19 protein-coding genes and 5 pseudogenes are annotated in these 25524 nt (G+C 59.2%); 15 read left to right on the top strand and 9 right to left on the bottom strand.

Going from position 1 to position 25524, the window contains the following annotated elements; all coding sequences use genetic code 11:
* Window positions 1-8: 8 nt before the first annotated feature.
* The gene (locus NKH63_RS29630) at window positions 9-1190 is read left to right on the top strand and encodes an NAD(P)/FAD-dependent oxidoreductase (protein WP_352920067.1); all 1182 of its coding nucleotides are present in this window, start codon (window positions 9-11) and stop codon (window positions 1188-1190) included.
* Window positions 1191-1299: 109 nt separating this feature from the next.
* Here NKH63_RS29630 and NKH63_RS29625 read toward each other — a convergent pair whose 3' ends face one another.
* From NKH63_RS29625 to NKH63_RS29600, 6 genes are all read right to left on the bottom strand, one after another.
* Window positions 1300-2283 carry a Gfo/Idh/MocA family protein gene (locus tag NKH63_RS29625; RefSeq protein ID WP_352920064.1) on the bottom strand — a complete coding sequence of 328 codons (984 nt, stop codon included), beginning with the start codon at window positions 2281-2283 and terminating at the stop codon, window positions 1300-1302.
* A gap of 70 nt (window positions 2284-2353) precedes the next feature.
* Complete coding sequence (locus NKH63_RS29620) at window positions 2354-3418, bottom strand: ABC transporter ATP-binding protein (protein WP_352808736.1); 1065 nt, start codon at window positions 3416-3418, stop codon at window positions 2354-2356.
* A gap of 2 nt (window positions 3419-3420) precedes the next feature.
* Window positions 3421-3753, bottom strand: a complete 333-nt coding sequence (locus NKH63_RS29615) for a Clp protease/crotonase-like domain-containing protein (protein WP_031194746.1) — start codon at window positions 3751-3753, stop codon at window positions 3421-3423.
* Between the two features lies 1 nt (window position 3754).
* The gene (locus NKH63_RS29610) at window positions 3755-4498 is read right to left on the bottom strand and encodes a carbohydrate ABC transporter permease (RefSeq protein WP_352813006.1); all 744 of its coding nucleotides are present in this window, start codon (window positions 4496-4498) and stop codon (window positions 3755-3757) included.
* Window positions 4499-4584: 86 nt separating this feature from the next.
* A complete protein-coding gene (locus tag NKH63_RS29605) occupies window positions 4585-5472 on the bottom strand; it encodes a carbohydrate ABC transporter permease (RefSeq protein ID WP_352920061.1) in 888 nt (295 codons plus the stop codon).
* A gap of 66 nt (window positions 5473-5538) precedes the next feature.
* On the bottom strand, window positions 5539-6768 hold the full coding sequence (locus tag NKH63_RS29600) for an ABC transporter substrate-binding protein (RefSeq protein WP_352452581.1): 1230 nt from the start codon (window positions 6766-6768) through the stop codon (window positions 5539-5541).
* On the opposite strand from NKH63_RS29600, the gene NKH63_RS29595 reads away from it, so the two are divergent.
* The 9 genes and pseudogenes from NKH63_RS29595 to NKH63_RS29555 all read left to right on the top strand — a co-directional run bounded on the left by NKH63_RS29595 (window position 6752) and on the right by NKH63_RS29555 (window position 17998).
* Complete coding sequence (locus NKH63_RS29595) at window positions 6752-6907, top strand: hypothetical protein (RefSeq protein WP_210164501.1); 156 nt, start codon at window positions 6752-6754, stop codon at window positions 6905-6907. The two genes, NKH63_RS29600 and NKH63_RS29595, sit on opposite strands and share 17 nt — an antisense overlap.
* 264 nt (window positions 6908-7171) lie before the next feature.
* Window positions 7172-8218, top strand: coding sequence for a LacI family DNA-binding transcriptional regulator (locus tag NKH63_RS29590; RefSeq protein ID WP_023721608.1), 1047 nt, complete (start codon window positions 7172-7174; stop codon window positions 8216-8218).
* Between the two features lie 153 nt (window positions 8219-8371).
* Window positions 8372-9985 (top strand): acyl CoA:acetate/3-ketoacid CoA transferase, encoded by a 1614-nt coding sequence (locus tag NKH63_RS29585; protein WP_352920059.1) that lies wholly within the window; start codon window positions 8372-8374, stop codon window positions 9983-9985.
* Window positions 9978-10753 (top strand): annotated as a pseudogene (locus tag NKH63_RS29580) (enoyl-CoA hydratase/isomerase family protein). The gene NKH63_RS29585 and the pseudogene NKH63_RS29580 overlap by 8 nt, the downstream one beginning before the upstream one ends.
* Window positions 10747-12306, top strand: coding sequence for an aldehyde dehydrogenase family protein (locus tag NKH63_RS29575; RefSeq protein ID WP_352808744.1), 1560 nt, complete (start codon window positions 10747-10749; stop codon window positions 12304-12306). The pseudogene NKH63_RS29580 and the gene NKH63_RS29575 overlap by 7 nt, the downstream one beginning before the upstream one ends.
* Window positions 12303-13001 (top strand): SDR family NAD(P)-dependent oxidoreductase, encoded by a 699-nt coding sequence (locus tag NKH63_RS29570; protein ID WP_352808745.1) that lies wholly within the window; start codon window positions 12303-12305, stop codon window positions 12999-13001. The genes NKH63_RS29575 and NKH63_RS29570 overlap by 4 nt, the downstream gene beginning before the upstream one ends.
* 13 nt (window positions 13002-13014) lie before the next feature.
* Window positions 13015-14670 carry a GMC family oxidoreductase gene (locus NKH63_RS29565; RefSeq protein WP_352452586.1) on the top strand — a complete coding sequence of 552 codons (1656 nt, stop codon included), beginning with the start codon at window positions 13015-13017 and terminating at the stop codon, window positions 14668-14670.
* Window positions 14671-14873: 203 nt separating this feature from the next.
* Entirely contained in the window at window positions 14874-16955 is a 2082-nt protein-coding gene (locus tag NKH63_RS29560; RefSeq protein WP_352920056.1) for an FAD-binding protein, read from the top strand.
* Window positions 16956-17107: 152 nt separating this feature from the next.
* Complete coding sequence (locus NKH63_RS29555; RefSeq protein ID WP_352808749.1) at window positions 17108-17998, top strand: sugar kinase; 891 nt, start codon at window positions 17108-17110, stop codon at window positions 17996-17998.
* A 1232-nt stretch (window positions 17999-19230) separates the two neighbouring features.
* Here NKH63_RS29555 and NKH63_RS29550 read toward each other — a convergent pair.
* From NKH63_RS29550 to NKH63_RS29540, 3 genes and pseudogenes are all read right to left on the bottom strand, one after another.
* Complete coding sequence (locus tag NKH63_RS29550) at window positions 19231-20073, bottom strand: site-specific integrase (RefSeq protein ID WP_352920053.1); 843 nt, start codon at window positions 20071-20073, stop codon at window positions 19231-19233.
* On the bottom strand, window positions 20073-21215 hold the full coding sequence (wecB, locus tag NKH63_RS29545) for a non-hydrolyzing UDP-N-acetylglucosamine 2-epimerase (protein WP_352808338.1): 1143 nt from the start codon (window positions 21213-21215) through the stop codon (window positions 20073-20075). Before wecB ends, NKH63_RS29550 begins: the two co-directional genes overlap by 1 nt.
* Window positions 21216-21688: 473 nt before the next feature.
* Window positions 21689-22149 (bottom strand): annotated as a pseudogene (locus NKH63_RS29540) (IS6 family transposase); the annotation flags it as partial.
* A gap of 268 nt (window positions 22150-22417) precedes the next feature.
* Here NKH63_RS29540 and NKH63_RS29535 point away from each other — a divergent pair.
* The 5 genes and pseudogenes from NKH63_RS29535 to NKH63_RS29515 all read left to right on the top strand — a co-directional run bounded on the left by NKH63_RS29535 (window position 22418) and on the right by NKH63_RS29515 (window position 25402).
* Window positions 22418-23143 carry an FkbM family methyltransferase gene (locus NKH63_RS29535; protein ID WP_352808337.1) on the top strand — a complete coding sequence of 242 codons (726 nt, stop codon included), beginning with the start codon at window positions 22418-22420 and terminating at the stop codon, window positions 23141-23143.
* Between the two features lie 201 nt (window positions 23144-23344).
* Window positions 23345-23481, top strand: a pseudogene (locus tag NKH63_RS29530) (IS21 family transposase); the annotation flags it as partial.
* 320 nt (window positions 23482-23801) lie between these two features.
* Window positions 23802-23992 (top strand): annotated as a pseudogene (locus NKH63_RS29525) (co-chaperone GroES); the annotation flags it as partial.
* Window positions 23984-24613: pseudogene (locus tag NKH63_RS29520) on the top strand (TCP-1/cpn60 chaperonin family protein); the annotation flags it as partial. The pseudogenes NKH63_RS29525 and NKH63_RS29520, both read left to right, overlap by 9 nt.
* A gap of 18 nt (window positions 24614-24631) precedes the next feature.
* Window positions 24632-25402, top strand: a complete 771-nt coding sequence (locus tag NKH63_RS29515; protein ID WP_352808336.1) for a GntR family transcriptional regulator — start codon at window positions 24632-24634, stop codon at window positions 25400-25402.
* Window positions 25403-25524: the final 122 nt, after the last annotated feature.

Genomic DNA, 25524 nt, shown 5'->3' with positions numbered 1-25524 from the left:
AGGACCGCATGGCAGAGATAGCTATTGTCGGCGCCGGAGAATGCGGTGTCCGCGCCGCATTCACGTTGCGGGAACTTGGTTTTCAAGGGTCGGTAACGTTGCTGACTGCAGAGAAAGCTCTGCCATATGAACGACCGCCGTTATCCAAGACGATGCTAGCCAATCCCAAGGCCATTCGTGCCGAAGATGCCTATCCCGGAGCAGGGATCGAACTCCGACGTGGTGCGCTGGTCGAGTCTCTGGTGCCTGAGAGGCGGGAGATTCACCTCGCCGATGGCACGCTCTTGACCTATGATCAGTTGCTCCTTGCGACGGGAGCCCGTGCCAGATTGTTTCCTGGCCTTGAAGGCTGTCTCACACTACGAACCGATGTGCAGGCGCGGCGCATTATGCTGGAGTTCAGCAGCAATGCGCGCATTGGGGTCATTGGTGGCGGATTCATTGGCCTTGAACTCGCCGCGACTGCGCGGCAGGCAGGTGCCGAGGTTACGGTGATCGAGACCGCACCGCGCATTCTCGGACGCGCCGTGCCCGGGGCGATCGCCCAAATCGTTCACGCGCGGCACGAAACCGCAGGGGTCAAGATTCTGACTGGTACTGTCGTCACCGAGGCTGGAACGAACCGCATTGTGCTGGCCAACGGGATTGAACTGGAGTTCGACGCCGTTATCGCTGGCGTCGGGGCGATCCCTAATACCGAGCTCGCCGAAAAGGCCGGTCTGTTCGTGGATAACGGGATTGTTGTCGACAGCGCATTCCGAACCTCCGAACCCAATATCTTCGCCGCAGGCGACTGCTGCAATTTCGAGTGGCGAGGAGCCCGTATGCGACTTGAAAGCTGGAAGGCCGCACAGGACCAGGGTGCCCATGCCGCAGCAACCATGCTCGGTGCCAGTGGAGAGTACCAGAAAGTCCCGTGGTTTTGGTCGGATCAGTTCGATCTGACTCTGCAGGTCGCAGGACAGTTCGATCTAACCCGGGATATACATCACCGCGCAGCCTCCGGTGGGGTCCGCATCGTCTTTCAGTGCGATCAAGATGCCCGGGTCTCAGCGGCCGCCGCAATAGGACAGGGGAACACGGTCGCGAGGAACATGAGTGTTCTCGAGAAGCTCATCGAGCGCGGAACTGTGGTTGCGGCCAGCTCGCTGATAGACCCTGACTTTAGGATCAAGGGCTTGCTCAAGTAATCAAGTAATAAAGCCGCCGGAGGTCTACCAGCCCAAGCCAAGGTGCGGTCCGCGGCCGTCGTCGCGGCATCCGCTCCAGCACTTCTCGACCGAAATCAACTAAAATGCTCTATTCGTTCGGATAGCGCAGTGCGATTTGCGCCCTGATCGTATCAAGTGATTGCATTATCGACACGGTCTCGTTAGCAGGCATGATCTCACCGGACAATTTTCCGGCCGTCACAAGCCTCTCCATTTCGGCAGCTTCATATTGCATGCCACGTCCTGCTACCGACGACGAATACTCTTCTATCACCCTGTCATTCTTGTCAATGTGGCGAAATGAAGTTGGCGAATACCAGGTAGATGCAATCTCAACTCTCCCCTCGGTGCCGAGGATCGATGCAACATTGGGTCCGGTGTTGTCGAGACTGGAGATGGTGGTAGACAAAGCCCCGCCGGCGTGTTGGAAGATAGTTGCTACCTCAGCGTCCACTCCTGTCTCCTTAATCCGAGCCATCGAAACGATGTGTTCAGGCTCTCCGAGCACGTCAAAGGCGAACGAAATGGGGTAAATGGCGAGATCAAGCAGGGCGCCTCCGCCGAGTTCCAGAGCGTTGAGCCGATGATTGGGATCGCCAGGAAGGTCACGAGTATGATCGGCGATCACCGAATAGATCTTTCCAAGCACTCCTGATGCGATGATCTCCCGGATGCGCACCATATGAGGAAGGAAGCGCGTCCACATCGCCTCCATCACGACCAGGTTTTTCGCAGAGGCGAAATCAACGACATTGCGCGCTTCCCGTGCATTGATCGTGAATGGCTTTTCGATAAGCACGTGCTTGCCGGCGGTCAGCGCCTTAAGCGCGTTGTCGGCGTGCATCGGATGGGGTGTAGCCACATAGATAATATCGACCTCCGGGTCCGACAAAAGGTCCTTGTAGCTGGCGTGCGCGTTGGGAATACTGAAACGGTTGGCGAACTTGTCGGCTCCTGCCTGTGTTCGAGAGCCGACAGCCGAGACACGATGACCGGCAAGCTGCAAATCCTGGACAAAGAGATCAGCAATCCAGCCGGTCGCTAGAATCCCCCAACGCAATTCGGCGTTCATTATCTTACCTCAAGGCTCGACTGTGAATTCAACTTTGTAGGTGTCACGCTGCATGAGATATTGACTAGCCTCACCTACTTGCGTCGAACGCGACCCGCGTGCCGCTGGTCGTGTCGAAGAAATGCAGATGTTTCGGATCGAAGCGGATGCCGACGTTTTCTCCCATGTGCACCTTGGTATTTTTGTCGGTCTTCACGGCGACCAAGTTTTTGCCGACCTTTACGGTGACCAGCGTGCTGTCGCCCAATAGTTCGGTGGTATAAACCTCGCCGGCCATATTACCCGCGTCTGTTTCGCTGAGCCGCATATCTTCGGGTCGCTGGCCGACGGTGATCGCGCCGTTCACGCCGGCCGGAGCCGCAAGCGTCAACTCGGAGTCCTGCACCCGTCCGTCGGCAATTGCTATCGGAAGCAGGTTCATGGGTGGATTGCCGAGGAAGCCGGCAACAAAGACGTTTGCCGGCGTGTTGTAGATGTCGAGGGGTGTGCCGACCTGCTGTAGTTTGCCGTTCGCCATCACGGCGACACGGTCAGCCAGCGTCATCGCTTCGACCTGGTCGTGCGTCACATAGATCGTAGTGGTACCGAGGTCGCGCTGCAGGTGCTTCAATTCCGCGCGCATATAGACGCGCAGCTTGGCGTCGAGATTGGACAGAGGTTCGTCCATCAAAAACAGTTTGGGCGTGCGTACGATGGCACGACCGAGCGCCACGCGCTGTCTTTGCCCGCCGGACAGTTGACCGGGTTTGCGCTCTAGAAGCCCGCCGAGTTCGACGCGCTCGGCGGCGGCGCGTACCTGGCGCTCGCGTTCCTCACGGTTCACACCTGCGACTTTGAGCGGATAACCAATATTGTCCGCCACGGTCATATGCGGATAGAGGCCATAGTTCTGGAACACCATGGCGAGATCGCGTTTACCCGGGGGCAAATCGTTGACCACACGATCGCCTATGCGAATCTCGCCAGCGCTCGGGTCGTCGAGCCCGGCGATCATGCGCATTGTGGTGGACTTGCCACAGCCAGAGGGCCCGAGCAACACGATGAACTCGCCATCGGCCATGGCGAGCGAGATCTTTTCCACGGCGACAAAGGAGCCCCAAAATTTAGATACGGATGACAACGTTACGGAGGCCAAGATCATATCCCTTCGTGGACGATGCTACGGACAGCAGTCATAGCTGTGGAGTATTTGTCACGATAAATCGTTGACGGCGATGGTCGGTTTTGGGAACGCCTCCGACGGTCGTTCAGCCCGCATCGAGCAAACTGAAACTCCATGAACTCCCGCTCAGGTCGGCCCATGTAGCCGGCGATGTCGGTGCCAAGTGCTAAGGCGCCAACGTCAGTACCGGTGAGAATATGCACATGCACGTCTGGATCAGAGGGCACTACGTTCAGCTTCTCCAGCCAGTCCCACGTCAGCAACGCGATGCTGGGCTCAGGAATATCCAAGAGCATGATATCCGACACGTCAGCCCTTCACCGCGCCGGCCGTCAGGCCTGCTACGAACTGTCGTTGCAGAAAGAAGAAGACAGCGACCACCGGCATGGAGATCATCACGGATGAGGCCATGAGCTCTCCGTAGCGGATGCCGTACTGGCCGATAAAGTCATTCACTCCAACTGGCAGCGTGCGCATCTCCTTGGTCGAGGTAAAGGAGAGCGCAAAGAGGAACTCCTGCCAGGTGACGATAAGCACAAAGACTGCAGTGGCGACTATCCCCGGCCGGCAAAGCGGCACGATTATCTCGAAAAAAGTTCTGAACGGCCCGGCCCCATCGATCGCCGCCGCTTCTTCGAGTGTCAGCGGCAAATTGGCCATGAAGCCACGCAGCATCCAGATCGCCACCGGCAAGGTTACGGTGACGTAGGCGAGGATCAACGACGTATATGTGTTGAGTAGGTTGGCCCCCTTCATCATCTTGTAGATCGGGATGATGATGGCGCTGGCCGGGAACATCTGCGTGACGATCACCAGCGTCATGGCGATGATAAGTAGGCGGACGTGGGTGCGCGTAAATGCATAGGCGGCCAGCAGGGCTAACGAAACGGTGATGATGACGGTGGACAGTGAAACGATGACCGAATTCATAAAATAGGTTCGGAACTCCGGCCGGAATGCAGTGACGTAGTTGTCGAAGGTCGGGTTCTCCGGCCACAGCCTGGCGGGAATGGAAAAAGGCTCGGCCGCCGGCTTCAACGACACTGAAACCATCCAAAAGAAGGGCACCAGGATTATCAGCGCCAATACGACGTTGAGGGCCAGCAGTGCGGCTTGGCGGCTCCTGTGGGAACGGGTTTTCATGACGCCTTCCCCCTATACCGGCCGCGCGACAAAACGCCGAAATAGACCATTATCAGCAGCGCCAGGACCAAGATTGAAAAAACGCCATATACAGCGGCTTCGCCAAAGCGAAATTGTCCGAAACCGAGTTCGTAGATCTGGGTTGGGAAGATGGCTGTGGCATTCTGTGGGCCACCGTTTGTCATCACCCAGATTATGTCGAAGTAATTGAAAGTGAGGATAGTGGTAAGGAGGAGATTGATGGCGATCACGTCTTTGATTCCGGGGAGCACAACGTCAAACAGGCGCCTAGTCGCTCCCGCTCCGTCTATCTTGGCGGCCTCGACCTGCTCTTGGTCGACCGTCTGCAGGGCCGCTAAGTAGACGATCGCCGAGAAGGGGAACCCTTTCCATACGGCCGCCATAATGATCGAGCCCATGGCTGTCGACGTTTCCGCCAGCCAAGCGGTACCGTGGTCGATCAGTCCCAGGCTAATAAGTAACGAGTTCACCAAACCGAGTTGCGGGTCATACATGAATCGCCAAAGGATGGCGGCCACTACGCCGGGGAGGACCCAAGGCAAAAGCACCAACGACCGCATAAGTCCCTGGCCAGGCATCTGCTGATTGAGCAGCAGTGCGACCAGCAAGCCGAACACATTCTGCAGTGCTACCACAAAGACAGTCCAAATGAGGGAGTTCCACACTACTTGACCGAAGATCGGATCGGCCAAGATCTTGTAATACGCTGCAAGCCCCTGGAACTTCGGCACCGGGTTGATGAAGGAGGTCGAATAAAGGCTTTCAATTATGGTGCCGATCATCGGGTAATACATAAGTGCGCCGACCAGCAGCAGCGCCGGAGCTACGAAAATCCAGGCCATCCAGCGTTCACGATGGGACATTGTGTCATTTCCCGATAGAGAGGGCCGGGCTCGGGGCAAAGCCCGAGCCCGGCTTAGTCCTGGTGACTAGTTAAGGGCGTCGATAGCAGTGCAGGCCTTGCCGGCTGCCTTCTGCGGATCCATTCCGGAAAATACATCCTGCGCTAGAGTCACCTCGATGTCGGCGACTTCGAGATAGCGAGGTGACAACGGCCGGGGTGAGGCATTCTCGAGATGAGGGATGATGAGATCCGCACCTTTGCGGTTTGCCGCCAAAAAGCTTTTTGCGGCCTTCATGTTTGCCGGGACAAGTTCGACAACATCGCCGTTCACGTCTTCGCGGGTTAGGAACTGGATGAGTTTCCAAGCGGCTTCCTTGTGCTGGGAAGCTTCAAAGATGGCAAGGTTCCACCCACCATACGTGCCAATCGCCGTCTTACCTTCGGGCGCATTCCCTACAACGAAATCCCAGTCAAGTTTGGACTTCTGCAGAGTCGGCTGCTCCAGCGCGGGCCAGAACTCCGTTGCAAGAGATCCGTTTAGAAAAAGTTCGCGCATCGTTGCGGAACTGGCGTTCATGATGCCCTGCGGCGCATATGGCACCAGTGACTGCAGGTAACTCAATGCCCCGACCGCTTCAGGGCTGGTGAGCGCGCATTTGCCCTTCTCATCCAAGACTTTACCGCCATTGGAGAAGATGAAAGTATCGAGAACGACGACCGTGTCTTCCCCCTTGTGGCCGAACAAGCCAATGCCGTAGCGGCCCTTGGACTTGTCCGTAAGCTTCGGCGCCGCTGCCTTCAATCCCTCAAAGGTCTTTAGCGAGGCAGGATCAACGCCAGCCTCTTTGAGGAGTGCCTTGTTGTAGTAGGTGAAGGACCAAACGTCCACGTTGATGGGGATTCCCCAGAGCTTGCCGTCAGAAACGTTCGAGTCCCAGGCTCCTTTGAAGAAAGTGTCGCCCGTAAGACCGGAAGTCTTGACTTGGTCGTCGAGAGCCGTAATTGCGCCGGCTTGAGCAAAGGCGCCCATCCAGATTTGATCCAGGGTGGCTACATCAGGCGCATTACCGCCCTGTACCGCCGTCAACAACCGCTGTTGGTACTCCGAATATGGTATTGTGGTAAGCTCTACTTTGATTTCGGGGTTTTCCTTCTCGAAGCGCTTCAAGGCGTTCTGCTGATTCTGATTGAAATCGGATTCGGCCCGCTGGTTGTCCCAGAATTTTAGCACGACCTGCTCCGCGTTGGCCGAACCCGCGGCGAACATCGCTGTGGCCGCTGCGAGGACGGCCGACTTCATGACGTTGCGTATCATCCATTCACTCCCTGTTCAGTTTGTTTGGCTTGATATCCTCGCCGCCGGCCGTGCCGGCTTCGAATGGACCACCTCCTCCACCGACTACGATCAAGCGATGGATCGACACCGCTCCGGTGTTTGTGGACGCCGCGCGTGACCGGCGTGATCGCACGGATTAACTCAATAAATTGGAACGTTCTAAATTGCAACAACTATTTTCCCTTGCCCATCGAGCCCAGATCTGCACCGCTTCAAGCCAGATCTACCCAAAGGACTGCAAATATGGGGCTTTATGGCACACGATCGGGGGCGCAATGACAAAAGCGGCGGGTGACAGGCGCTCCCATTAGATAAAATTCCGCTTGACAAGCTAGGAACGTTCCAATTGTTTGAAGCCTAATTTGAGAAGACCGAGGTTGCGATGTCAAAGGCGAGACTGACTGTCATCGACATCGCCAAAGCCGCAGGCGTTTCCAAGTCCACGGTTTCGTTGGTCTTGCAGGGCTCGCCTCTGGTGAAGGAAGCGACGCGTTCCAAGGTCAACGCGACAATGCGCGAGTTGGGGTATGTCTACAACCGGGGTGCCGCAAACCTTCGACAGGCGAGCGCCAGATCGGGCATCATCGGTGTCGTGGTGAACGATCTTACAAACAGCTTCTTTGCAGAGTTGGCCGTAGGGGTCGACACGGTCGTCCAGTCGGCGGGCTTCGTCCAGTTCCTCTCAAATACGAGTGAAAATACCGACCGGCAGCGAGAGGTGGTTGCCTCGATGCGTGAGCATGGAATTTCGGGGCTTATCGTTTCGCCGGCCCGCGCCACCGATGCAGCAGACTTCAAGCCGCTCGTGGCGTCAGGGATCCCGGTGGTTGTGGTAGTCCGCAGCCTGCCCGGCGCGAGAATGTCGTCGATTGTGTCTGATAACGTTGGCGGCGTGGCGATGGCGGTCAAGCATTTGGTGTCGCTAGGGCATAGCCGGATCGCTTTTTTGGGAGGCTTTCCAGATACGGCTGTGTTTGCCGAGCGACGGTCTGGTTACCGCAAAGCGATGGACGAAAGTGGTCTTAAGTTCGATGAGGAGTTAGTTGTTCCGTCCATTCCCTCGAGAGCAGGTGGCGTGGAAGCCATCGGACGTGCGATGACCATCAGCGATCGACCGACCGGGGCCGTCTGCTTCAATGACGCGGTGGCGTTTGGCGTGTGTGATGGATTGCGCGCTCGGCGCATGGAACCGGGGCGGGACTTCGCGGTGGTAGGTTTCGACGACGTTATCGAGGCGAAAACGGCGGTTCCGGCCCTGACGACGATCTCGGTCGATCCGCAAGCTATGGGCAGGCGCGCCGCACACCTCCTTCTGAAGCAGATCAATGCGGGAAAAGCAGATGCGGAGAACATCATTGCGGCGGTCAGGCTGGTCGTCCGCCAGAGTTGTGGAACTGGCCAGAGCAAACCAGAGGGGAAGTTAGGATGACGGTTCGATGGGCATTGATCGGTGCGAGCATGATCGCGCGCGAGTGGGTCACTGGTATGCGGGGAAGCCGAGGCAGGTCGTATCAGTCGTCAGTTCCAGTGTTGGGCGCGCCAAGACATATGCGCGTCGAACCAGGACTTTGAGCATCCCGCAATGAGCAAGCACATCACCCCCGCCCAAGCCGCCGCCCTCATTCCGGATGGCGCTGTCGTGTCGGTCTCGTCCTCGAGCGGGCTCGGTTGCCCGGACCTGATGCTGAAGGCGATCGGCGAACGCTTCGAGGCCGCCGGGCATCCGCGCGACCTGACCACGCTCCACCCGATTGCCGCGGGCGACATGAGCGGCATCAAGGGCGTCGATTACATAGCCCAAAAAGGCCTCTTGAAGACCATCATCGGCGGCTCCTACCCTTCAGGTCCTTCCACCGCCGAGCCGCCCCTCATTTGGCAAATGATCGCAAGCAACGACGTGGCGGCGTACAACATCCCTTCCGGAGTGCTCTTCGACATGCACCGCGAAGCGGCCGCGAAGCGCCCGGGCGTTATCACCAAGATCGGGCTCGACACCTTCGCCGACCCGAACCGCCAGGGCTGCGCGATGAATGCGGCCGCGGAAGCCCGGCCCGTGGTGAGCAAAATCCAATTCTACGGTGAGGAGTACCTCTACTTCGAGGCAATCGCGCCGCAGGTAGCGATCATCCGTGCCACGACGGCGGACGAGCGCGGCAATTTGACCTACGAACACGAAGGCGCGTATCTCGGCGGCCTCGACCAAGCGCTCGCGGCCCACAACAATGGCGGCATCGTCATCGCGCAGGTGAAGCGCATCACCAAGGACGGATCGATGAGGCCGCATGACGTGCGAGTGCCCGGAATTCTCGTCGACTACGTCGTCGTCGATCCCGACCAGAAACAGACAACGCAGACGCTCTACGACCCTGCAATCTCGGGTGAGATTTTTCGGCCGCTCGAAAGTTTTCGCGTGCCGGAGTTCAACGTCCAGAAGATAATCGCGCGGCGCGTCGCGCAGGAACTCGAGGCGGGCAGCGCCGTCAATCTCGGCTTCGGGATTTCGGCCAACGTCCCACGCATTCTCCTGGAGGAAGGGCTGCACGGCGCGGTCACTTGGGTCATCGAACAGGGGGCGGTCGGGGGCGTGCCGCTGCTTGACTTCGCCTTTGGCTGCGCCGCGAATGCCGACGCCTTCATGCCCTCGCCCTACCAGTTTACATATTTCCAAGGGGCAGGTTTCGACGCCTCGCTGCTGTCATTCCTAGAGATAGGCCGCGACGGCTCCGTCAACGTGTCAAAGCTCTCGTTCCGCCCTCATATCACGGCGGGCGCCGGCGGCTTCGTCGACATTACGGCAAGGGCGAGGAAGATCGTCTTCTCCGGCATGTTCAATGCCGGCGCCAAGCTCGCTGTCGAGGACGGCAAGGTCGTTGTAGAGAAGGAGGGCAAGCTTAGGAAGCTCGTCAAAGAGGTCGAGCACGTCACCTTTTCGGGCAGGCGAGCCATCGACCAGCGCCAGGATATCACCTATGTCACCGAGCGCGGCGTGATGAGACTGACGCCGGACGGCGTCGTGCTGACTGAAATTGCGCCGGGCATCGATCTCAACACCGGCATTCTTGAACAGTCGGAGTTCCCGCTGATCGTGTCCGACACCCTAAAAGTCATGGACGGCGCGCTCTTCGTCGACAGGCCGATCGGCCTGTCGCTTGCCGTGAAGCCGGCCCGTAGCTTGGCGGGGGCATGTAATGGCTGACGCGCACATGAGGCTTGCCGCCGAAGGCGCGGTCGCATCCGTCACGATCGCTCGACCCGAGAAGCTCAACGCCTTCGATATTGACATGCTGAAGGCATTGGCCGCCATCTGCGACGAGGTCGAGGCGATGACCGATGTCCGCGCGGTGGTGCTTACCGGCGAAGGCAGAGCCTTCAGCGCCGGTGGCGACATCAAAGCTTGGGGCGCCATGCAGGCGAACGAGTTCGGCCATGCCTGGGTCCGCTTCGGCCATCGCGTCTTCGAGCGTCTGGCGACCCTGCGCATGCCGGTGATCGCCGCACTCAACGGCCACGCGCTCGGCGGCGGCCTGGAACTCGCGGCCGCAGCCGACTTCCGCATCGCGGAACAACATATCCGCATCGGCCTGCCGGAGACCGGGCTCGGCATGATACCGGGATGGTCGGGCACGCAGCGCCTAGTGAGGCGCTTCGGCGCGCAGATCGTTCGCCGCATGGTCCTGGGAGGTGAGACGTTCTCCGCCGAGGAAGCCCTCAAGTACGGACTGGTCGACGCCGTCGTGGACAGCGGCGCTGCCGTCATCGAGGCGAAGGCGCGGCGCGGGTCGCGACGCGGGGACCGGCGGCCGTCGAGATATCGAAGCTAATGATCGCCGTCGCGAATGGCGAGGACAATGGTTCGGCGGTCGAAGCGCTCGGCTCGATTCTGGCCGCCAAGACTGGGGATCTCAAGGAAGGCGTCGCCGCCTTCTCGCAGAAGCGCGCGGCGGTCTTCAAGGGAGAATGGTGATGACGTTAGAGATCAGGCCAACAGCGCTTGCCGACGCGCCCGTGCGCGGCTTCGAGATGCTGATCGACGGCAGATGGACGGCCGGCGTAGAAGGCCGGACGATCGACCGGAACGCGCCGAGCCACGGCATCGTCGTGAGCCGCTACCAGGCGGCGACAAGGATGGATGCCGAGCGCGCCATCGCCTCGGCGCGAAAGGCATTCGACCACGGCCGGTGGCCGCACACGACGGCGTCGCAGCGCTCGCGGGTTCTGCTGAAGGCCGCCGATCTCATCGAGGCCCGCGCCGAAGACCTCGCCTATCTCGACTGCATCGAGGGCGGCAAGCCAATAACTCAGGTGCGCGGCGAGATCGCCGGCGCTGTCGACATCTGGCGCTATGCCGCTGCGCTTGCCCGCGACCTGCACGGCGAGAGCTACAATTCGCTTGGGCAGAACACACTAGGCGTCGTTCTGCGCGAGGGGATCGGCGTCGTGTCCATCATAACGCCGTGGAACTTTCCATTCCTGATCCTAAGCCAGAAACTGCCCTTTGCGCTCGCCGCCGGCTGTACATGCGTCGTTAAGCCCTCAGAGCTGACATCGGGTTCGACGCTCGTTCTCGGCGAGATCCTTGAGGAAGCGGGCGTCCCGGACAGCGTCGTGAACATCGTCACCGGCACGGGTCCCGAAGTCGGCGCGATCATGACGTCCCATCCTGCGGTCGACATAGTCTCGTTCACCGGCTCGACCGGCGTCGGAAAGCTCACCATGACGAATGCAGCGCAGACCCTCAAAAAGGTTTCATTGGAACTCGGCGGCAAGAATCCGCAGATCGTATTCCCGGATGCGGACCTCGACTCCTTCATCGACGCCGCCGTCTTCGGCGCTTATTTCAATGCGGGCGAATGCTGCAACGCCGGCTCGCGGCTAATCCTCCATAAGAGCATCGCGTCGGATGTGGTCAAGCGTGTTGCAGAGCTTGCGAAATACGTGAAGGTTGGCGATCCGCTGGACCCAGCGACGCAGGTCGGCGCGATCATTACGCCTCAGCATTTGGAGAAGATCGCGGGCTACGTCGCCAGTGCAAAGAATAGCGGCGCGAAGGTTGTTCACGGGGGCGATCAACTCGATCTCGGGATGGGGCATTTTATGTCGCCGACAATCCTCGAGGCGGTCATGCCGGATATGGAAATCGCACGTGAGGAGGTCTTCGGCCCCGTACTTTCAGTTCTCACCTTTGAAACGGCGGCGGAAGCCGTCGAGATCGCCAATTCCATCGATTACGGCCTTTCCGCCAGTGTGTGGAGCCGCGATTTCGATACGTGCCTGACATTCGGGCGCAGCTTGCGGGTAGGAACGGTGTGGATGAACACCTTCATGGATGGCGCCTCCGAGCTCCCGTTCGGTGGCTACAAGCAATCCGGGCTCGGTCGCGAACTCGGACGCCGCGCGGTCGAGGACTACACCGAAACAAAAACACTCAACATGCACATCGGAGGCCGCACCAATTGGTGGATGCCGCGACAGGAAAATTGGCCTGGCCAACGCACCGACCGGGACCTCGCCGAATGAAGACGACCACACGACCCGTCGCCATCGTCACTGGCAGCCACGGCATCGATCTCGGAATTGCGACCGCCTTTGCAAAAGCGGGATACAATGTGGCGATCACTGGGGTCGCGAGTCCCGACAACGGGCAGGATGCTGTCGCAAAACTAGAATCCTATGGCGTGGCAGCCGCCTATCTGCAGTCCGATATCGCTGATGTTTCCCGACATGAAGAAACGGTAACGGGCGTCCTTTCGCGATTTGGTCGTGTCGATTGCCTTGTTAGCAATGGCTCCATGGCAGTCGTACCAGGTGACTTCCTCGACCTGGTGCCGGCGGACTTCGATAAGACGATCGCGATGGACCTAAGGGGAACGGTGTTCTTTACGCTTGCTGTGGTCAAGGCAATGCTCGTGAGGAGCGCGGCGGATGTACCCAGGTCCATCATCAACATCACGTCGGTCTCACCCGAGGTAAGTTCGCCCGAACGCGCGGACTATTGCATCAGCAAGGCCGAGCTGGCGGCATTCTACCAGGGGGTGGCATTTCATATCATGGATACGGGAGTATCAGTATTTGAGGTGCGGCCCGGCATCGAGCGGGGGGAAGAAGCAGCAGACCTCGGCAAAATCTGCACGGCACTCGCTTCCGGCGATTTGGGTTTTGCGACGGGAACGATCATCGAAGCCGACGGGGGCTCTTCAATTCCACGCCTCTGAAGGGAGCAACAGAATGGGCTTCGACTACATCATCACCGGAGCCGGGCCTGCCGGCTGCGTGCTCGCGAACCGGCTTTCTGAAGATCCGGCCGTGCGCGTGTTGTTGCTGGAGGCTGGCGGCGGAGATTGGAACCCGCTGTTCCACATGCCGGCGGGCTTCGCCAAGATGACCAAGGGCGTGGCGAGTTGGGCCTGGGAAACCGTGCCGCAGAAGCACATGAAAGGCCAAGTGCTGCGCTATACGCAGGCGAAGGTGATCGGCGGAGGTTCTTCAATCAATGCACAGCTCTATACGCGCGGCAATGCAGCCGACTACGATCTCTGGGCTACAGACGACGGCTGCGAAGGCTGGAGCTATCGGGAAATCCTGCCCTATTTTAAGCGCGCTGAGGACAACCAGCGTTTTGCCGACGACTACCATTCCTATGGCGGGCCGCTCGGCGTCTCCATGCCAGTCTCGAATCTCCCGATCTGCGACGCGTATATCCGCGCCGGCCAGGAACTCGGCATTCCCTACAACCACGACTTCAACGGTCGCCAGCAGGCCGGCGTCGGCTTCTACCAGCTTACGCAACGCAATCGCCGTCGCTCCTCCGCCTCAATGGCCTATCTGTCGCCGATCAAGGGTCGGAGAAACCTTTCGATCCGCACCGGCGCTCGCGTCGCCCGCATCGTGCTGGAAGGCACCCGCGCCGTGGGCGTGGAGGTCGTGACTGCGAAGGGCATCGAAGCGATCCGGGCGGAACGCGAAGTACTCGTCTCCTCCGGCGCCATAGGGTCGCCTAAGTTACTCCTGCAGTCGGGCATCGGCCCGATCGATCATCTTAAATCTGTCGGAGTTCAGGTGAAACACGACCTACCGGGGGTTGGCTCGAACATGCAGGACCATCTCGACCTGTTCGTCATTTGCGAATGCACCGGCGACCACACCTATGACAACGTGGCGAAGCTGCACCGCACCCTCTGGGCCGGTATCCAGTACGTACTCTTCCGCACTGGTCCGGTCGCCTCCTCGCTCTTCGAGACGGGTGGTTTTTGGTATGCGGACCCCGAGGCCCGCTCGCCCGACGTCCAGTTCCACCTCGGCCTGGGCTCCGGGATCGAGGCGGGAGTCGAGCGGCTGAAGAGCGCCGGTGTGACGCTGAACTCCGCCTATCTGCACCCGCGCTCTCGCGGCACGGTTAGACTTTCTTCCGCCGATCCTTCGGCGGCCCCGCTGATCGACCCCAACTATTGGGAAGACCCCCACGACCGGAAAATGTCGATTGAGGGCCTGAAGATCGCCCGGGAGATCATGCAGCAGGCCGCCCTGGAACCTTTCGTGATGGCCGAGCGCCTGCCTGGACCAAAGGCCGTGACGGACGAAGACTTGTTCATTTACGGGTGCGCCAATGCCAAGACCGATCACCACCCGGTCGGCACGTGCAAGATGGGTTTCGATTCCATGGCCGTCGTCGGGCTCGATCTCAAGGTCCATGGGTTGGAGGGATTACGCGTTTGCGACTCCTCAGTCATGCCGCGGGTGCCGTCCTGCAACACCAATGCTCCGACGATCATGGTGGGCGAGAAGGGATCCGACATAATACGCAATCGTGCCCCGCTTCCGCCGGCTCTTTTCGAGCATGAACGCAACGACGCGCGCCCCCGCGCACGCACCAACATTCAATAGGTGCACTCATGATCCGCCGCCACGAAGTGAGCAGGGAAATGGGGCGAATGTTACGATTTCCGGCTGTTCTGGTCGGCCAAGATATCCCGCGCATGCACGCAGTGATCGGCCAAATTCGTGCTGACACATCCGGTTGGCATTTCATGGTGATGAATCACTGGCAAAAATGCGCTCCCTGATGACACAAGGATCTTAGCAGTCTTATGACGATTGACGTCCCGCAGCACATTCTCGACGCCATGACCGATGTCGATATGCCGCGACTACGGTCGGAGACCGCTCCGTCCGGTACAATGGTCCACGGCGACCTTCAAGTCCCGGTCTATCGATGCTGTTGTGTAGTGGTCGGTTCCGGTGCGGCGGGGCTGCGTGCGGCGGTGGAATTAAGGCGGCGTGGGAAAGAGGTGGTTATCGTCAGTCAAAGCGCTTGGGGTGGAACGTCGGCCTGTTCCGGCTCTGACAAGCAGACGCTGCATACGGCCAACAGTGCGGATCAGGGAGATAACTACAAGGCGATGGCGCGAGCAATACGCGCCGGTGGCGCGATGGATGAGGATATTGCCTATGTGGAGGCCGTGGGCTCGTCTCGCATGATGGCCTCGCTACAGTTTCTTGGCCTTCCACTGCCTCAGGACGCGCTGGGCGGCACTCTCAGATACAAGACCGACCACGACGAGGTGGGTCGTGCCACCAGTTGCGGTCCACGCACGTCACGTCTGATGGTCAAGGTGCTTGCCGAAGAGGCGATCCGTCTTGATGTTCCGTTCTATAACCACACTACGGCTGCCAAAATCCTCACCTGCGGGGAGGGGACGGATCGGCACGTCGCCGGCATTCTTACGATGCGCCCCAACGACCGAACAACAACAAACGCCTTCGGCCTTGCCCTGTTCGAGTGCTCGGTCCTTGTGCTTGCCGCGGGCGGTCCCGGCGAACTTTATCGTGATAGTGTCTATCCCAACGGCTGCTTCGGGTCGCTCGGCCTTGCGCTCGAAGCTGGTATCGAATTGGTCAACCTTACGGAGAGCCAGTTCGGTATAGGCACGCGCCGGGAGGGTTTTCCCTGGAATCTGTCCGGCACCTATGTCCAGGCAATTCCGCATGTCTATTCGATTGACGCGGAGGGCAATGAGCACCCCTTCCTTGCCCAGTATTATCGCAGCACACAGGAGATGGCCTCCAACCTGTTCCGCAAGGGATATCAATGGCCTTTTCATGCCACGCGGATGCTCGATTTCAGCTCGAGTCTCATAGATGTTGCGATCTATCGCGAGTCCGCAGCGGGGCGGCGCGTGTTCATGGACTTCAACCGGAATCCGCTGCCCATGCCCGGCGATCTGCCGTTCTCCCTCGAACGGTTGGACGACGACGTGAGTTCCTATCTCGGCAATGCCGGCGCGGGTCAACATTTGCCAATCGAGCGGTTGAAGCACATGAACCCGCTCGCGATCGAACTCTATCGTCGCTACAAGATAGACATAACCAAGGAACCGTTGGAGTTCGCCGTCAACAACCAGCACATGAACGGCGGCATCATGGTGGACGTTTGGGGGCGCAGTAGCCTTGCCGGCTGCTATGCGATCGGAGAGGCCGCTGGTACGCACGGCGTGACGCGGCCCGGCGGAGCCGCGCTTAATGCCGGGCAGGTCTTTGGCACCCGAGCGGCCGAGCACATTGCAGCCAGCGGCAAAGCAAAAGTAGCGCCGAAGGTCGACATTGCCCGAGCTGCGCAAGCGGGCATCGCAGCGCTCTTCACGATCATGCGCCCCGACAGCTCGCTGACGATCAAGTCGGCGCGTTCCACGATCCAGGCGCGGATGAGCGATGCGGCCGGTATGATCTGCGACGGCGAGCGGGTAAGCCAGGCCCTCGCAGAAGCTCGAAGCCTCAATGTAAGCATTCGCGCAAATGGCATTAGGTACAAACGACCTGCTGAGGCGGTGCGGTCAATACAATGGCGGCAAATGGCGCTAGCTTCCGAAGCGGTGCTTACCGCTTTGGACCATTACCTTGGCCAAGGCGGAGGGAGCCGCGGTTCCCGCGCAATATGCGATCGAGAAGGTGAATCGCTTCCGCTCGCGAGGACAGGCCCGCTGGAAGACTATCGCTTCCGGAGGGAGCGCGACGCCCAGCGGAGTGAACAGATCATTGTCCGATTGGACGGCGTCGAAATGGTGGTTTCAACACGTCCAATCCGTTCCTTCGACGAGAGTGCTGGGTCGTTCTTCGAACGCGATTGGCCAGATTGGCTGACCGGCCGGATCTTTGATCTCGGTTCTGACTAAGAAGATACCTAGTCGCGGTGCGCGTGATGTCGTCAACATCCGCATGGAATATCTGGAACTGAGGGAACCCGAGGCCTAAACGCCAGCCGAAGGGCGACCGGAGACGGACAATGAGGTGTGGTATGGGTGGTGGAGAGGCTGACATCGTTTGCATGGGTGAACCCCTGTTCGAGTTGGCGTGGCGGCGGGACGGAACGATCAAGCCGGGCATTGGCGGCGATGTGTCGAATTGCGCGGTCGCCGCAGCCAGATCCGGCGCGAAAGCAGGGATGATAACCCGCCTGGGGGAGGACAGCCTGGGCGAGCGTATCCGGTCGCTGTATCACGACGAAGGCATCGCAACGACGCATGTCATCCGTGATGCTGCCGCGCCAACCGGTATCTATTTCATAGAGTATGGTCCTGATGGTCATAGCTTTTCCTATCGGCGCGCCGGCTCGGCTGCCAGCCGCCTGGCAAGCAGTGATCTCGCACCAGGCATGTTCGCGGGTGTGTCATTTCTTCATCTTAGCGGGATATCACAGGCTATTTCCGAGTCTTGCCGGGACGCTTCGTTTACAGCGATGGAGATGGCCAGATCGGCAGGTGCCAAGGTTTCCTTTGATACCAATCTGCGGCGCAGTCTATGGACGCCGGCAGCGGCGTGGGAAACCTTGTCAGCTTCATTGCCACAAATAGACTTTCTCTTTCCGAGCATGGAGGACGCACAAGCCCTGCTCGGGCTATCGGATCCGGATGCCATTTGCGACGAATTCCTTCGACACGGCGTCAAAACGGTCCTTTTGACCCTAGGCGAAGAAGGCGCAATTGTAGCTGGTGGCGATATGAGAATTCGGATACCCGCTTACTCAGCGCAACTTGTGGATGCGACGGCTGCTGGTGACACTTTTGATGGTGCCTTTCTGGCTGAATTTTTGCGCTGCGGCGATCCAGAGGCGGCCACCCGGTTCGCTTGTGCTGCGGCGTCCCTCGCAGTTGAGAAGACCGGCGCGGTCGATTCCATCCCTTATCTGAGAGAAATCCGCACACGTATGGCTGCGTAGTCCTGTCGAGCTTGCACCACACCAGCATTGGAAAACAACGCTCGTATATGCCCACCGTCGCGACGCGACGGCCACCAGTGCGTCGCCGGCGAGACGGGATCCAGATACCGGCCGATGCCGTTGCGGCCTTCATCAGTCTCCTTCGTCTTCAGGTGACGAAGAAAGCTCAGAATGGCTTGAAGCCGTGAGCCCGTCGAAATTCGCCAGCTTTTCAACGATCGCCATAGGAGTTTCCGCTTCGGCCTGGTCTTCACCGCAAAGATGCAGCACGACGGGGTATAGGATCTCCACCGGTGAAATATTCAGCGCCTCGCAAAAGTGGAGTAGTCGGCCGACGGTCAGCCGTGAAACCGCGTTTTCGTAACGATTATAAACCTAGTCGCTGAGCCCAAGCATGGGTGCTAGCTTTGAACGCGGGATTTTCCGTCGGTCGCGAGCGTTGCGAAGGCTGGTGCTGATCTTTTTTTCGATTTCGGCGCTTAACTCAGTTCGCCGAAGCTCGTTTTCCGATAGACCGGCTTGTCAATATATGGATCGTCGATCTGCTGTAAACCGAGGTGAGAAATCCATTCGTCGAAAGGTCCTGCCATTGCTCCTGCCAAAGTGACGTTGATCTTCTGTGTTCGTTCCAATCAATGTAACAGAATTGGTTGACTGGACGCGAATCTAGTGGGCCTGCCAGAATATGGGCGCGTCGCTTCGCGAAACCGCTCTATGCCTTCGGCACGGAGCCAACGCGGCCAGAACGCCGTCATCAATACACCAGATTGGGAATCGCCCGTTTACAGCACGGCCCGCAATCAGCATAGTGCGCCAGCTCGGGTAATACGAGTTGGTGATGGTAAGTCGCTAGCTCTTCTTGCCATTCACCGCGGGAGCCGTCCTGGCGCTAGCCGGTGACGACGGCTGCTTTCTATTCAAAGAGTGACGGCCGCGATCGCGGCCGACTTTGTCTGCCTCAGAGAGGGAAAGAGGGCCCCGCCTTCTCTCCCTCGCAAGCAAAAAAGGTCTCCCCGTCCTTCCTCCGCTACGCCTTCGACTGCGCTACGTGCAGGATCGACGCGGATCCCCTTACGCGGATCATGCGTCGCCCCTTCGGCTTTGCCTCGGGCGGGCGAACCCCCTCAGTTTGTCCCTTGCGCCGACCACGGGGCGTCTTTGGATCGGGCGCCGCGATGAGGGTGTCCACTTCGGCCCTGGTGAGGTGGTACGTCACCTCAATCTGCATCCGTTTAATGGGAATCGTCAGCACGCGTTGGGCGACGCCGAAGGACGCCGGGTCGGCGGCAGCGACGTCGGAAGAAAGATCGGATCGCGGCCAAGCGGGCGTTGCGCGTGGTGACGGAATTGTTCCGCTTCTCCTCGAGTTCGTCGAGAAAAGCGAGAACGAGGTCTCGATCAAGCTCTTCGAGTGCCAACGCCGCCGGCTTCTTCCGCAATCGGGCGGCGGCAAAGAGGATCAGCATGCGCAAGGCGTCGCGATAGCTGGCCACGGTCGCGGGAGTCGCGTTCCGCTGCTTGGTCAGGCGCCGGCGGAAATAGGACTCCAGGAGCGGCGCTACGAGCAGGTGTGCGGTGTTCGCTCGTGCTGCGCCTCCATCGAGGGCGGCACGCTCAGGTAGTAGGCCGTGTCGGTGTAACTGGCGTGGCCGAGATATGTGGCCAGCGCCTGAACGTCTGCGCGCTGTTGGTGCCAGAGGCTGAGGCGGGTCACGGCAAACCGGTGATCGTGCGGCCTTAAACGGCTTACCGCCATCAAAGTCGGCGAGTTTACGGACCTCGGCAAAGCCATTTTGCAGGCCGGTCGCCGAGAGGCGGTTGCCCCGGGAACTGAGGACGAATCCCTGATCCTTGGGTATGGGCGCTTCATTTCGGAATCGGGGGCGGGCTTCATCGGAATAGGCACACCACAGCGTTGGAGAAATTGAGATCTCGTCGGATTGTTCACTCCTAGCCATGACCTTCTCTCTTTTGTCGTCATCGCCCGGTCCGGTCAGTTCGATATGGTGGTGTTCTTCGGAGGGCGTGGAGGGCAGCGAACGGTCCCGCGCCACGCCGCTGATCTGGCGGCCCATCAGTTGGCCAGCTGCGACTCGCGCGCGGTGTGCGCAGCAAAATATCTCGCGATTGCACCGATGACCCGAGTTGTCGCCTTTCCATCGCCGTAGGCGTCCACGGGCTGGGCCATCCGTGAATATTCGTCCGGATCGCGCAGCAGCCGGGTCGCTTCACTCACGATGCGGGCGGTGCTGCGGCCCACAAGGCGCGCCGTGCCAGCTTCGACAGCCTCCGGCCGCTCGGTGATTTCTCTTAAAACGAGCGTCGGTTTGCCGAGTGAAGGGCCTTCTTCCTCTGCGCCGCTGCTGTCCGAGATGATGATGTCCGCGCGCAGCATAAGGCTGCAGAAGTTGCGGTACGGCAGAGGATCCACCACCGTAATATTCGCCTGGTTGCTTAAATAGGGCAAAATGACTTCGCGCACTGCCGGGTTCTGGTGCAATGGGATGATGACACGCACGTTCTCCTGACATGATAGCTGCACAAGAGCTCTTGCGATCTCGTGCATCGGTGCGCCCCACGATTCACGCCGATGTGCTGAGGCGACCACGATCCGCCGCGTTTCGTTCTTCAGGTCGGCAAGCGCTGGCTCGGCGAAGGCGGGAGCATTTTCGGCCGCCCAGTGAAGGGCGTCGACGACCGTGTTCCCGGTGACCGTGATACGATCCTCAGCGGCACCTTCGCGGAGAAGATTCTCGCTGCTACGAATCGTCGGCGCCAGGTGGAGATCCGTTATCTGGGCGACCAGGCGCCGATTGGCCTCCTCTGGATATGGCGATGCAATGTTGCCGCTACGCAAGCCCGCCTCGATATGGATGATGGGGATACGGTGCTGGAAGGCGGCCAGGGCTCCTGCCAGGGTGCTCGCGGTATCGCCATGAACGACTACCGCGTCGATCCCCCATTGTTCTATTTGCCCGGAGAGCCTTTCCAGTATTCGATATGTGACCTGCGACAAGGTCTGGCGAGGTTGCATGACGCTTAGTTCGATGTCGGGTCGAATACCGAATTCCGCTAAAGCGATATCCAGCATCTCGCGATGCTGCCCCGTGGAAACAACGAGGGGCTCGAACCTGCGGTCGAGCTTCATCGCGTTAATTACTGTGGCGCATTTAATCGCCTCAGGACGAGTACCGAAAATGAACGCCACCTTGGGCATGATCGTCTCTCCAAATAAATGTGAGCGCGCTCTCTGCTAGTGTCTTGCGTGGCCTGGGGGCGTCGGAGACCGCAGTCGCCAAGGAATCGCATAAGGGGCCATAGGCGCCATCATCAGGGCCGAAGCGAACCACGTCTTGTCCATTCACAGCGGACGACGAGGATGTACCCTTGCCATAGTACGCGATTTGACGCGGATCGCCTTCCTCCATCGCGACTGACCCCGGCATCAATGATGGCGGCAATTGCTGCCGCCACTCCTCAACGAGGAGGCACAAAACTCGTGCCACATTGGCTGATCGAGCTAAAAAACAATTTGTGATTGCTTACAGCTACTTAGCAAACAGAAAAAAGTTCGCCCAACCGAACTTCGTGTCACGGGCCCGACAAAGCCGACACACGACGCAGTCTTAGCGACGAAGAGCAAATCGCTGCGTCGGACAAGCTGGCCGGCTTTGCCAAATGCGGGTCGGCTTTCGACCGGCGCCGGGAGCAATCCTGCAATCGACTTGTCGCATCGCAGGAAACAATGGCTTCCCGGTTGGTCATGCTTCGATGACGATGCGATCAGCACGGTCATGGCGTGCCAACGCTCTTACGCTTGGCGGCCGGCAAATCCCGGGATTCACTGAACCAGAACTCGACGGTGTCGCCGACGCTGTCGATGGCGCGATAGAGGTCCATCCCGCCAGCGGACCTTGATGTAGTTCTCGTCCGCATGCCATTTGCCGGTCACGAGGCGCTTGCGCCGGTTAAAGCGTTCCATCAGCAGCGGCGCGAAATGAACGACCCAGCGATGGATCGTTGAATGATCGACACTAATGCCACGCTAAGCCATCATTTCTCGAAGATCAGCGTAGGCTCAGTCCGTAGGCCAGATGCGAGCGAATGCAAAGCAAGATCACAGATTGGTCGAAATGGCGGCCTTCGAATATCTCAACTCTCCGAGGAACACCGGAGCCCAATGCGCTTGGTTACCAAAAACTTTGCAACACATCCTCGGGAAGTCGCCGGACGGTGGCGCCGATGTCGCGAACCCGACAAAAGTGTCGCGGCCATTCCAGCGGGCGCGCGTGTTTCACTCTTGTTGAGTAAGGAGCACCGCATTCGGCACGTGGCACGCTGATTGCGGGGATTATGAGCAGGGGCCGTCGCGAAAACCGGTCGTAGCGGTCCCCTGTCCAATACATTGGAGGTCGAGCTATGTTGTCCCACTTCGAAAACCAGTCAATAAACCAAGAGGTCGCTAGGCTCAATCTCCCGAACTCTCGGATAAAGCACTTCGCGCCGGCTAGTTACGCACAAGCCGGAGAAGACGTTATTGTCGAAGGAATTCTGGCTGCAAAACTCTACAAGAGTCAAAGATCTTGGGCCAGTGTGTTTTATGTCGAGATCGGCGCTAATCACCCCATCTCGACCTCAAATACCTTTCTTATGTACCAACGGGGCGCGCGAGGTGTTCTGGTTGAACCCAATCCTGAATTGGAAGCGCTGATCAGGACTGCTCGCCCGGAAGACGTTCTCGTTCGATCCGTTGTCTTGCCCGCTCCGCAAGCGTCTGCGACGCTCTTCATCGGAAACGCCCATGAGCTTTCGTCGGTGGATAAAGCACACGTTGAAAGTTTCGGGGACTTCGACGGTATAGGAGGTATCCGAGAACATATCGAGGTGAGCGCGATCGGTATCAATGAACTACTGGCCCCTTATGCCAATAAGATCGATTTCTTATCGATCGATTGCGAAGGACTGGATCACGATCTCGTCAAGGCCATTGACTACGAGTGCATCAGACCTGCTGTCATCCAATGCGAGCCAAACGAGCATTATCTAAAGGGCAATAGGGATCGGATCATCAATGTAATGGAATGCAGATCATACCGGCTTGCTGCAATGACTGACATCAACGTCGTCTTCGAGCGATTGACTTGATGCAGCGGCCCAAATCGAACGCGTCATTGAACGTACACCAAGTCTGCCAACGTCCGTCCTCGGGTGCCGCGTGGCAGTCAGATGAAGCGCATATCGCCGCATGTAGCGTAAGCGGGAGCTGAGGCCATTCAGCGCTGGGAATTCCATGGCATGAGGGCGTCGATACCGCTGTTTGGCCATGCATTGGGATCGGCCACTATTCTTATCGAGCCGGTGGCCTGCACTTCAGCGTCGGGTTGGGAGAGGGGTCGGGTCGAGAACCAGGTCAGGCTGGGCGCGAGCGCTTTTTCACCCCAAGGCTGCGCTTCAAGAACCTGGAGGAACTCAACGCCTTGCTGCTGGAGACGGCCTCAGCTCCATGTCCCGCGAGCGCAGGCCCTGAACGCGCCGAAGACGTATTTCATAGGCTCAGGATAGGCCCTGTGAAACTTCGTCTCGTCCGCATCGAGACAACGGTCAATGCGTCCCATGGCGCAATCAACACAGCAGGGCATAAGGGTCGGAACTTCATAGGCCAGTCCACTCTTGGAGAACGGAGCAAAATTAATCCGCATGTGCGCGCGATGCCGAAAAAGGGTCGCGCGAGCCCCGCACCAAGCCCTGTCGGTCCGAATCGGGGTAGCCCTGTTGCAATCTGTTTGTCCTGAAGGAGAACGACATGACGTTCCGTTCATTGGATGACCGCATCCACGTCCGCCGCATCGAAGCCGACGAGAAGACGGCCAGCGGCATCACCATTCCCGACATCGCGAAGGAAAAGCTGCAGGAGGGCGAAGTGATCGCCGCCGGTCCTGACGCACGCAATGAAACCGGCCAGCTAAGCCGCTGAACCTCGAGGTCGGCGACCGCCGTAAATCGATGCTGGAGGATATCGCGATCCTGACTGGCGGCACCGCCATGAGCGAGGATCTCGGTATCAAGCTAGAGAATGTCGCGCTGGACATGCTCGGCCGCGCCAGGCGGGTGACAGTCGAGAAGGAGAACACCACGATCGTCGACGGCGCCGGCAAGAAGGAGCAGATCCAGAGGCGTGTCACCCAGATCAAGACGCAGATCGAGGAGACCACCTCCGACTGGATCGCGAGAAGCTGCAGGAGCGGCTGGCCGAGCTCGCCGGGGTGTCGCCGTCATCCGCGTCGGCGGCTCGACGGAGGTCGAGGTCAAGGAACGCAAGGATTGGGTCGGCGACGCCATTCATGCCACCCGTGCCGCGGTCGAGGAGGGCATGCTGCCCGGCGGCGTGGCGCTGCTCAGAGCCGCCAAGGCACTCGAGGCGGTCGCCGCCTACAACGCCGACCAGAGATACGGCCCCGATATCGTGCGGCGCGCCATCGAAGCTCCCGCGCGCCAGATCGCGGAGAACAGCGGGGCAAACCGCTCCATCGTCATCGGCAAGCTGCGCGAGGCTGTACCTATGGCTCGGACGCCTAGACCGGCGAATTCGGCGATCTCTTCGGCCAAGGCGTGATCTCGGCTTAAGGAGACCGCATGGTTCAGCCCGGTAGAACTCCATTTCATATTCAGCTCGCGGATATCATTCGGTCTCAGATCGAGAGCGGGGTCTTCAATGCTGGGGATCAGCTCCCCACTCAGATGGAGTTGATGAAACAGCACGAACTCAGCAGCAATACGGTGCGACAGGCGGTGCTTGCCCTTGTCGGTGAAGGCTTGCTTTATCGACGCGCTGGCAAGGGGACGTTTGTTGCCAAGCGTCACATCGGCCGGGACCTGCTCACTTTTTCAGGATTTTCGGAAGAAGCGGTAGCGCGTGGCTTCCGGCCGGGTACCAGGCATATGACGGTCGACTGGCGTTCCGCTGACGCATTGGTTGCAGCCGCTCTCAACGTGCCGATCGACGAAAGCGTGCTGACCATTGAGCGCGTGCAAACGATCGACGGCGAAGTCGTCGCGGTTGAGACGGTTTCGTTTGTCGCGGCAATCGGACGCCAGATGGAAAAGCGCGACCTTGCCGACGCTTCTTTCACCGAGATTCTCGAGCGGCAGCTTGGTGTGGCTCTTGCGCGAGCCAGACAGGAGATAAGGGCCGGCACCGCGCGTACCAGACTGGCAAAAGCACTCGACGTGTCGAGCGGCACTGCGGTGCTGCAAATCGACCGTACCGCCTTCGACTCGAACGATCGGGTTATTTACTTTTCGTCCTCGTCCTACCGGGCGGATCGCTACATTTACACCGGCTGGATCGAACGAAAGAGCGCCTTGGTTACTCAACCACGCCAATTGATCGGCCGGAGCAGATGATGCCCAACTGCGAAGGGATGTGTTGCAAAGTTTTCAGCTAGAGCACGTCCTGTTTAATCAGGTTCATATCCTGCGGCTTTGAAGTAGTTGGCGCATTCGGCTGGGGTGAAGAGGTCGACGAC

The sequence above is a fragment of the Mesorhizobium sp. M0960 genome (assembly GCF_040319055.1).
Classification (GTDB): domain Bacteria; phylum Pseudomonadota; class Alphaproteobacteria; order Rhizobiales; family Rhizobiaceae; genus Mesorhizobium.
The sequence above is the reverse complement of the archived record's forward strand: the minus strand, read 5'-3'. Positions and strand labels throughout refer to the sequence as shown.

What these genes read in the sequence shown, in the direction of transcription:
- wecB (WP_352808338.1), bottom strand. Translation starts at nt 21,215, where the DNA reads ATGCCCAAGGTGGCGTTCATTTTCGGTACTCGTCCTGAGGCGATTAAA.
- NKH63_RS29625 (WP_352920064.1), bottom strand. Translation starts at nt 2,283, where the DNA reads ATGAACGCCGAATTGCGTTGGGGGATTCTAGCGACCGGCTGGATTGCT.
- NKH63_RS29535 (WP_352808337.1), top strand. Translation starts at nt 22,418, where the DNA reads ATGTTGTCCCACTTCGAAAACCAGTCAATAAACCAAGAGGTCGCTAGG.
- NKH63_RS29550 (WP_352920053.1), bottom strand. Translation starts at nt 20,073, where the DNA reads ATGGGCCGCCAGATCAGCGGCGTGGCGCGGGACCGTTCGCTGCCCTCC.
- NKH63_RS29595 (WP_210164501.1), top strand. Translation starts at nt 6,752, where the DNA reads ATGACGTTGCGTATCATCCATTCACTCCCTGTTCAGTTTGTTTGGCTT.
- NKH63_RS29605 (WP_352920061.1), bottom strand. Translation starts at nt 5,472, where the DNA reads ATGTCCCATCGTGAACGCTGGATGGCCTGGATTTTCGTAGCTCCGGCG.
- NKH63_RS29600 (WP_352452581.1), bottom strand. Translation starts at nt 6,768, where the DNA reads ATGATACGCAACGTCATGAAGTCGGCCGTCCTCGCAGCGGCCACAGCG.
- NKH63_RS29565 (WP_352452586.1), top strand. Translation starts at nt 13,015, where the DNA reads ATGGGCTTCGACTACATCATCACCGGAGCCGGGCCTGCCGGCTGCGTG.
- NKH63_RS29575 (WP_352808744.1), top strand. Translation starts at nt 10,747, where the DNA reads ATGGTGATGACGTTAGAGATCAGGCCAACAGCGCTTGCCGACGCGCCC.
- NKH63_RS29555 (WP_352808749.1), top strand. Translation starts at nt 17,108, where the DNA reads ATGGGTGAACCCCTGTTCGAGTTGGCGTGGCGGCGGGACGGAACGATC.
- NKH63_RS29515 (WP_352808336.1), top strand. Translation starts at nt 24,632, where the DNA reads ATGGTTCAGCCCGGTAGAACTCCATTTCATATTCAGCTCGCGGATATC.
- NKH63_RS29630 (WP_352920067.1), top strand. Translation starts at nt 9, where the DNA reads ATGGCAGAGATAGCTATTGTCGGCGCCGGAGAATGCGGTGTCCGCGCC.
- NKH63_RS29610 (WP_352813006.1), bottom strand. Translation starts at nt 4,498, where the DNA reads ATGGTTTCAGTGTCGTTGAAGCCGGCGGCCGAGCCTTTTTCCATTCCC.
- NKH63_RS29590 (WP_023721608.1), top strand. Translation starts at nt 7,172, where the DNA reads ATGTCAAAGGCGAGACTGACTGTCATCGACATCGCCAAAGCCGCAGGC.
- NKH63_RS29560 (WP_352920056.1), top strand. Translation starts at nt 14,874, where the DNA reads ATGACGATTGACGTCCCGCAGCACATTCTCGACGCCATGACCGATGTC.
- NKH63_RS29570 (WP_352808745.1), top strand. Translation starts at nt 12,303, where the DNA reads ATGAAGACGACCACACGACCCGTCGCCATCGTCACTGGCAGCCACGGC.
- NKH63_RS29585 (WP_352920059.1), top strand. Translation starts at nt 8,372, where the DNA reads ATGAGCAAGCACATCACCCCCGCCCAAGCCGCCGCCCTCATTCCGGAT.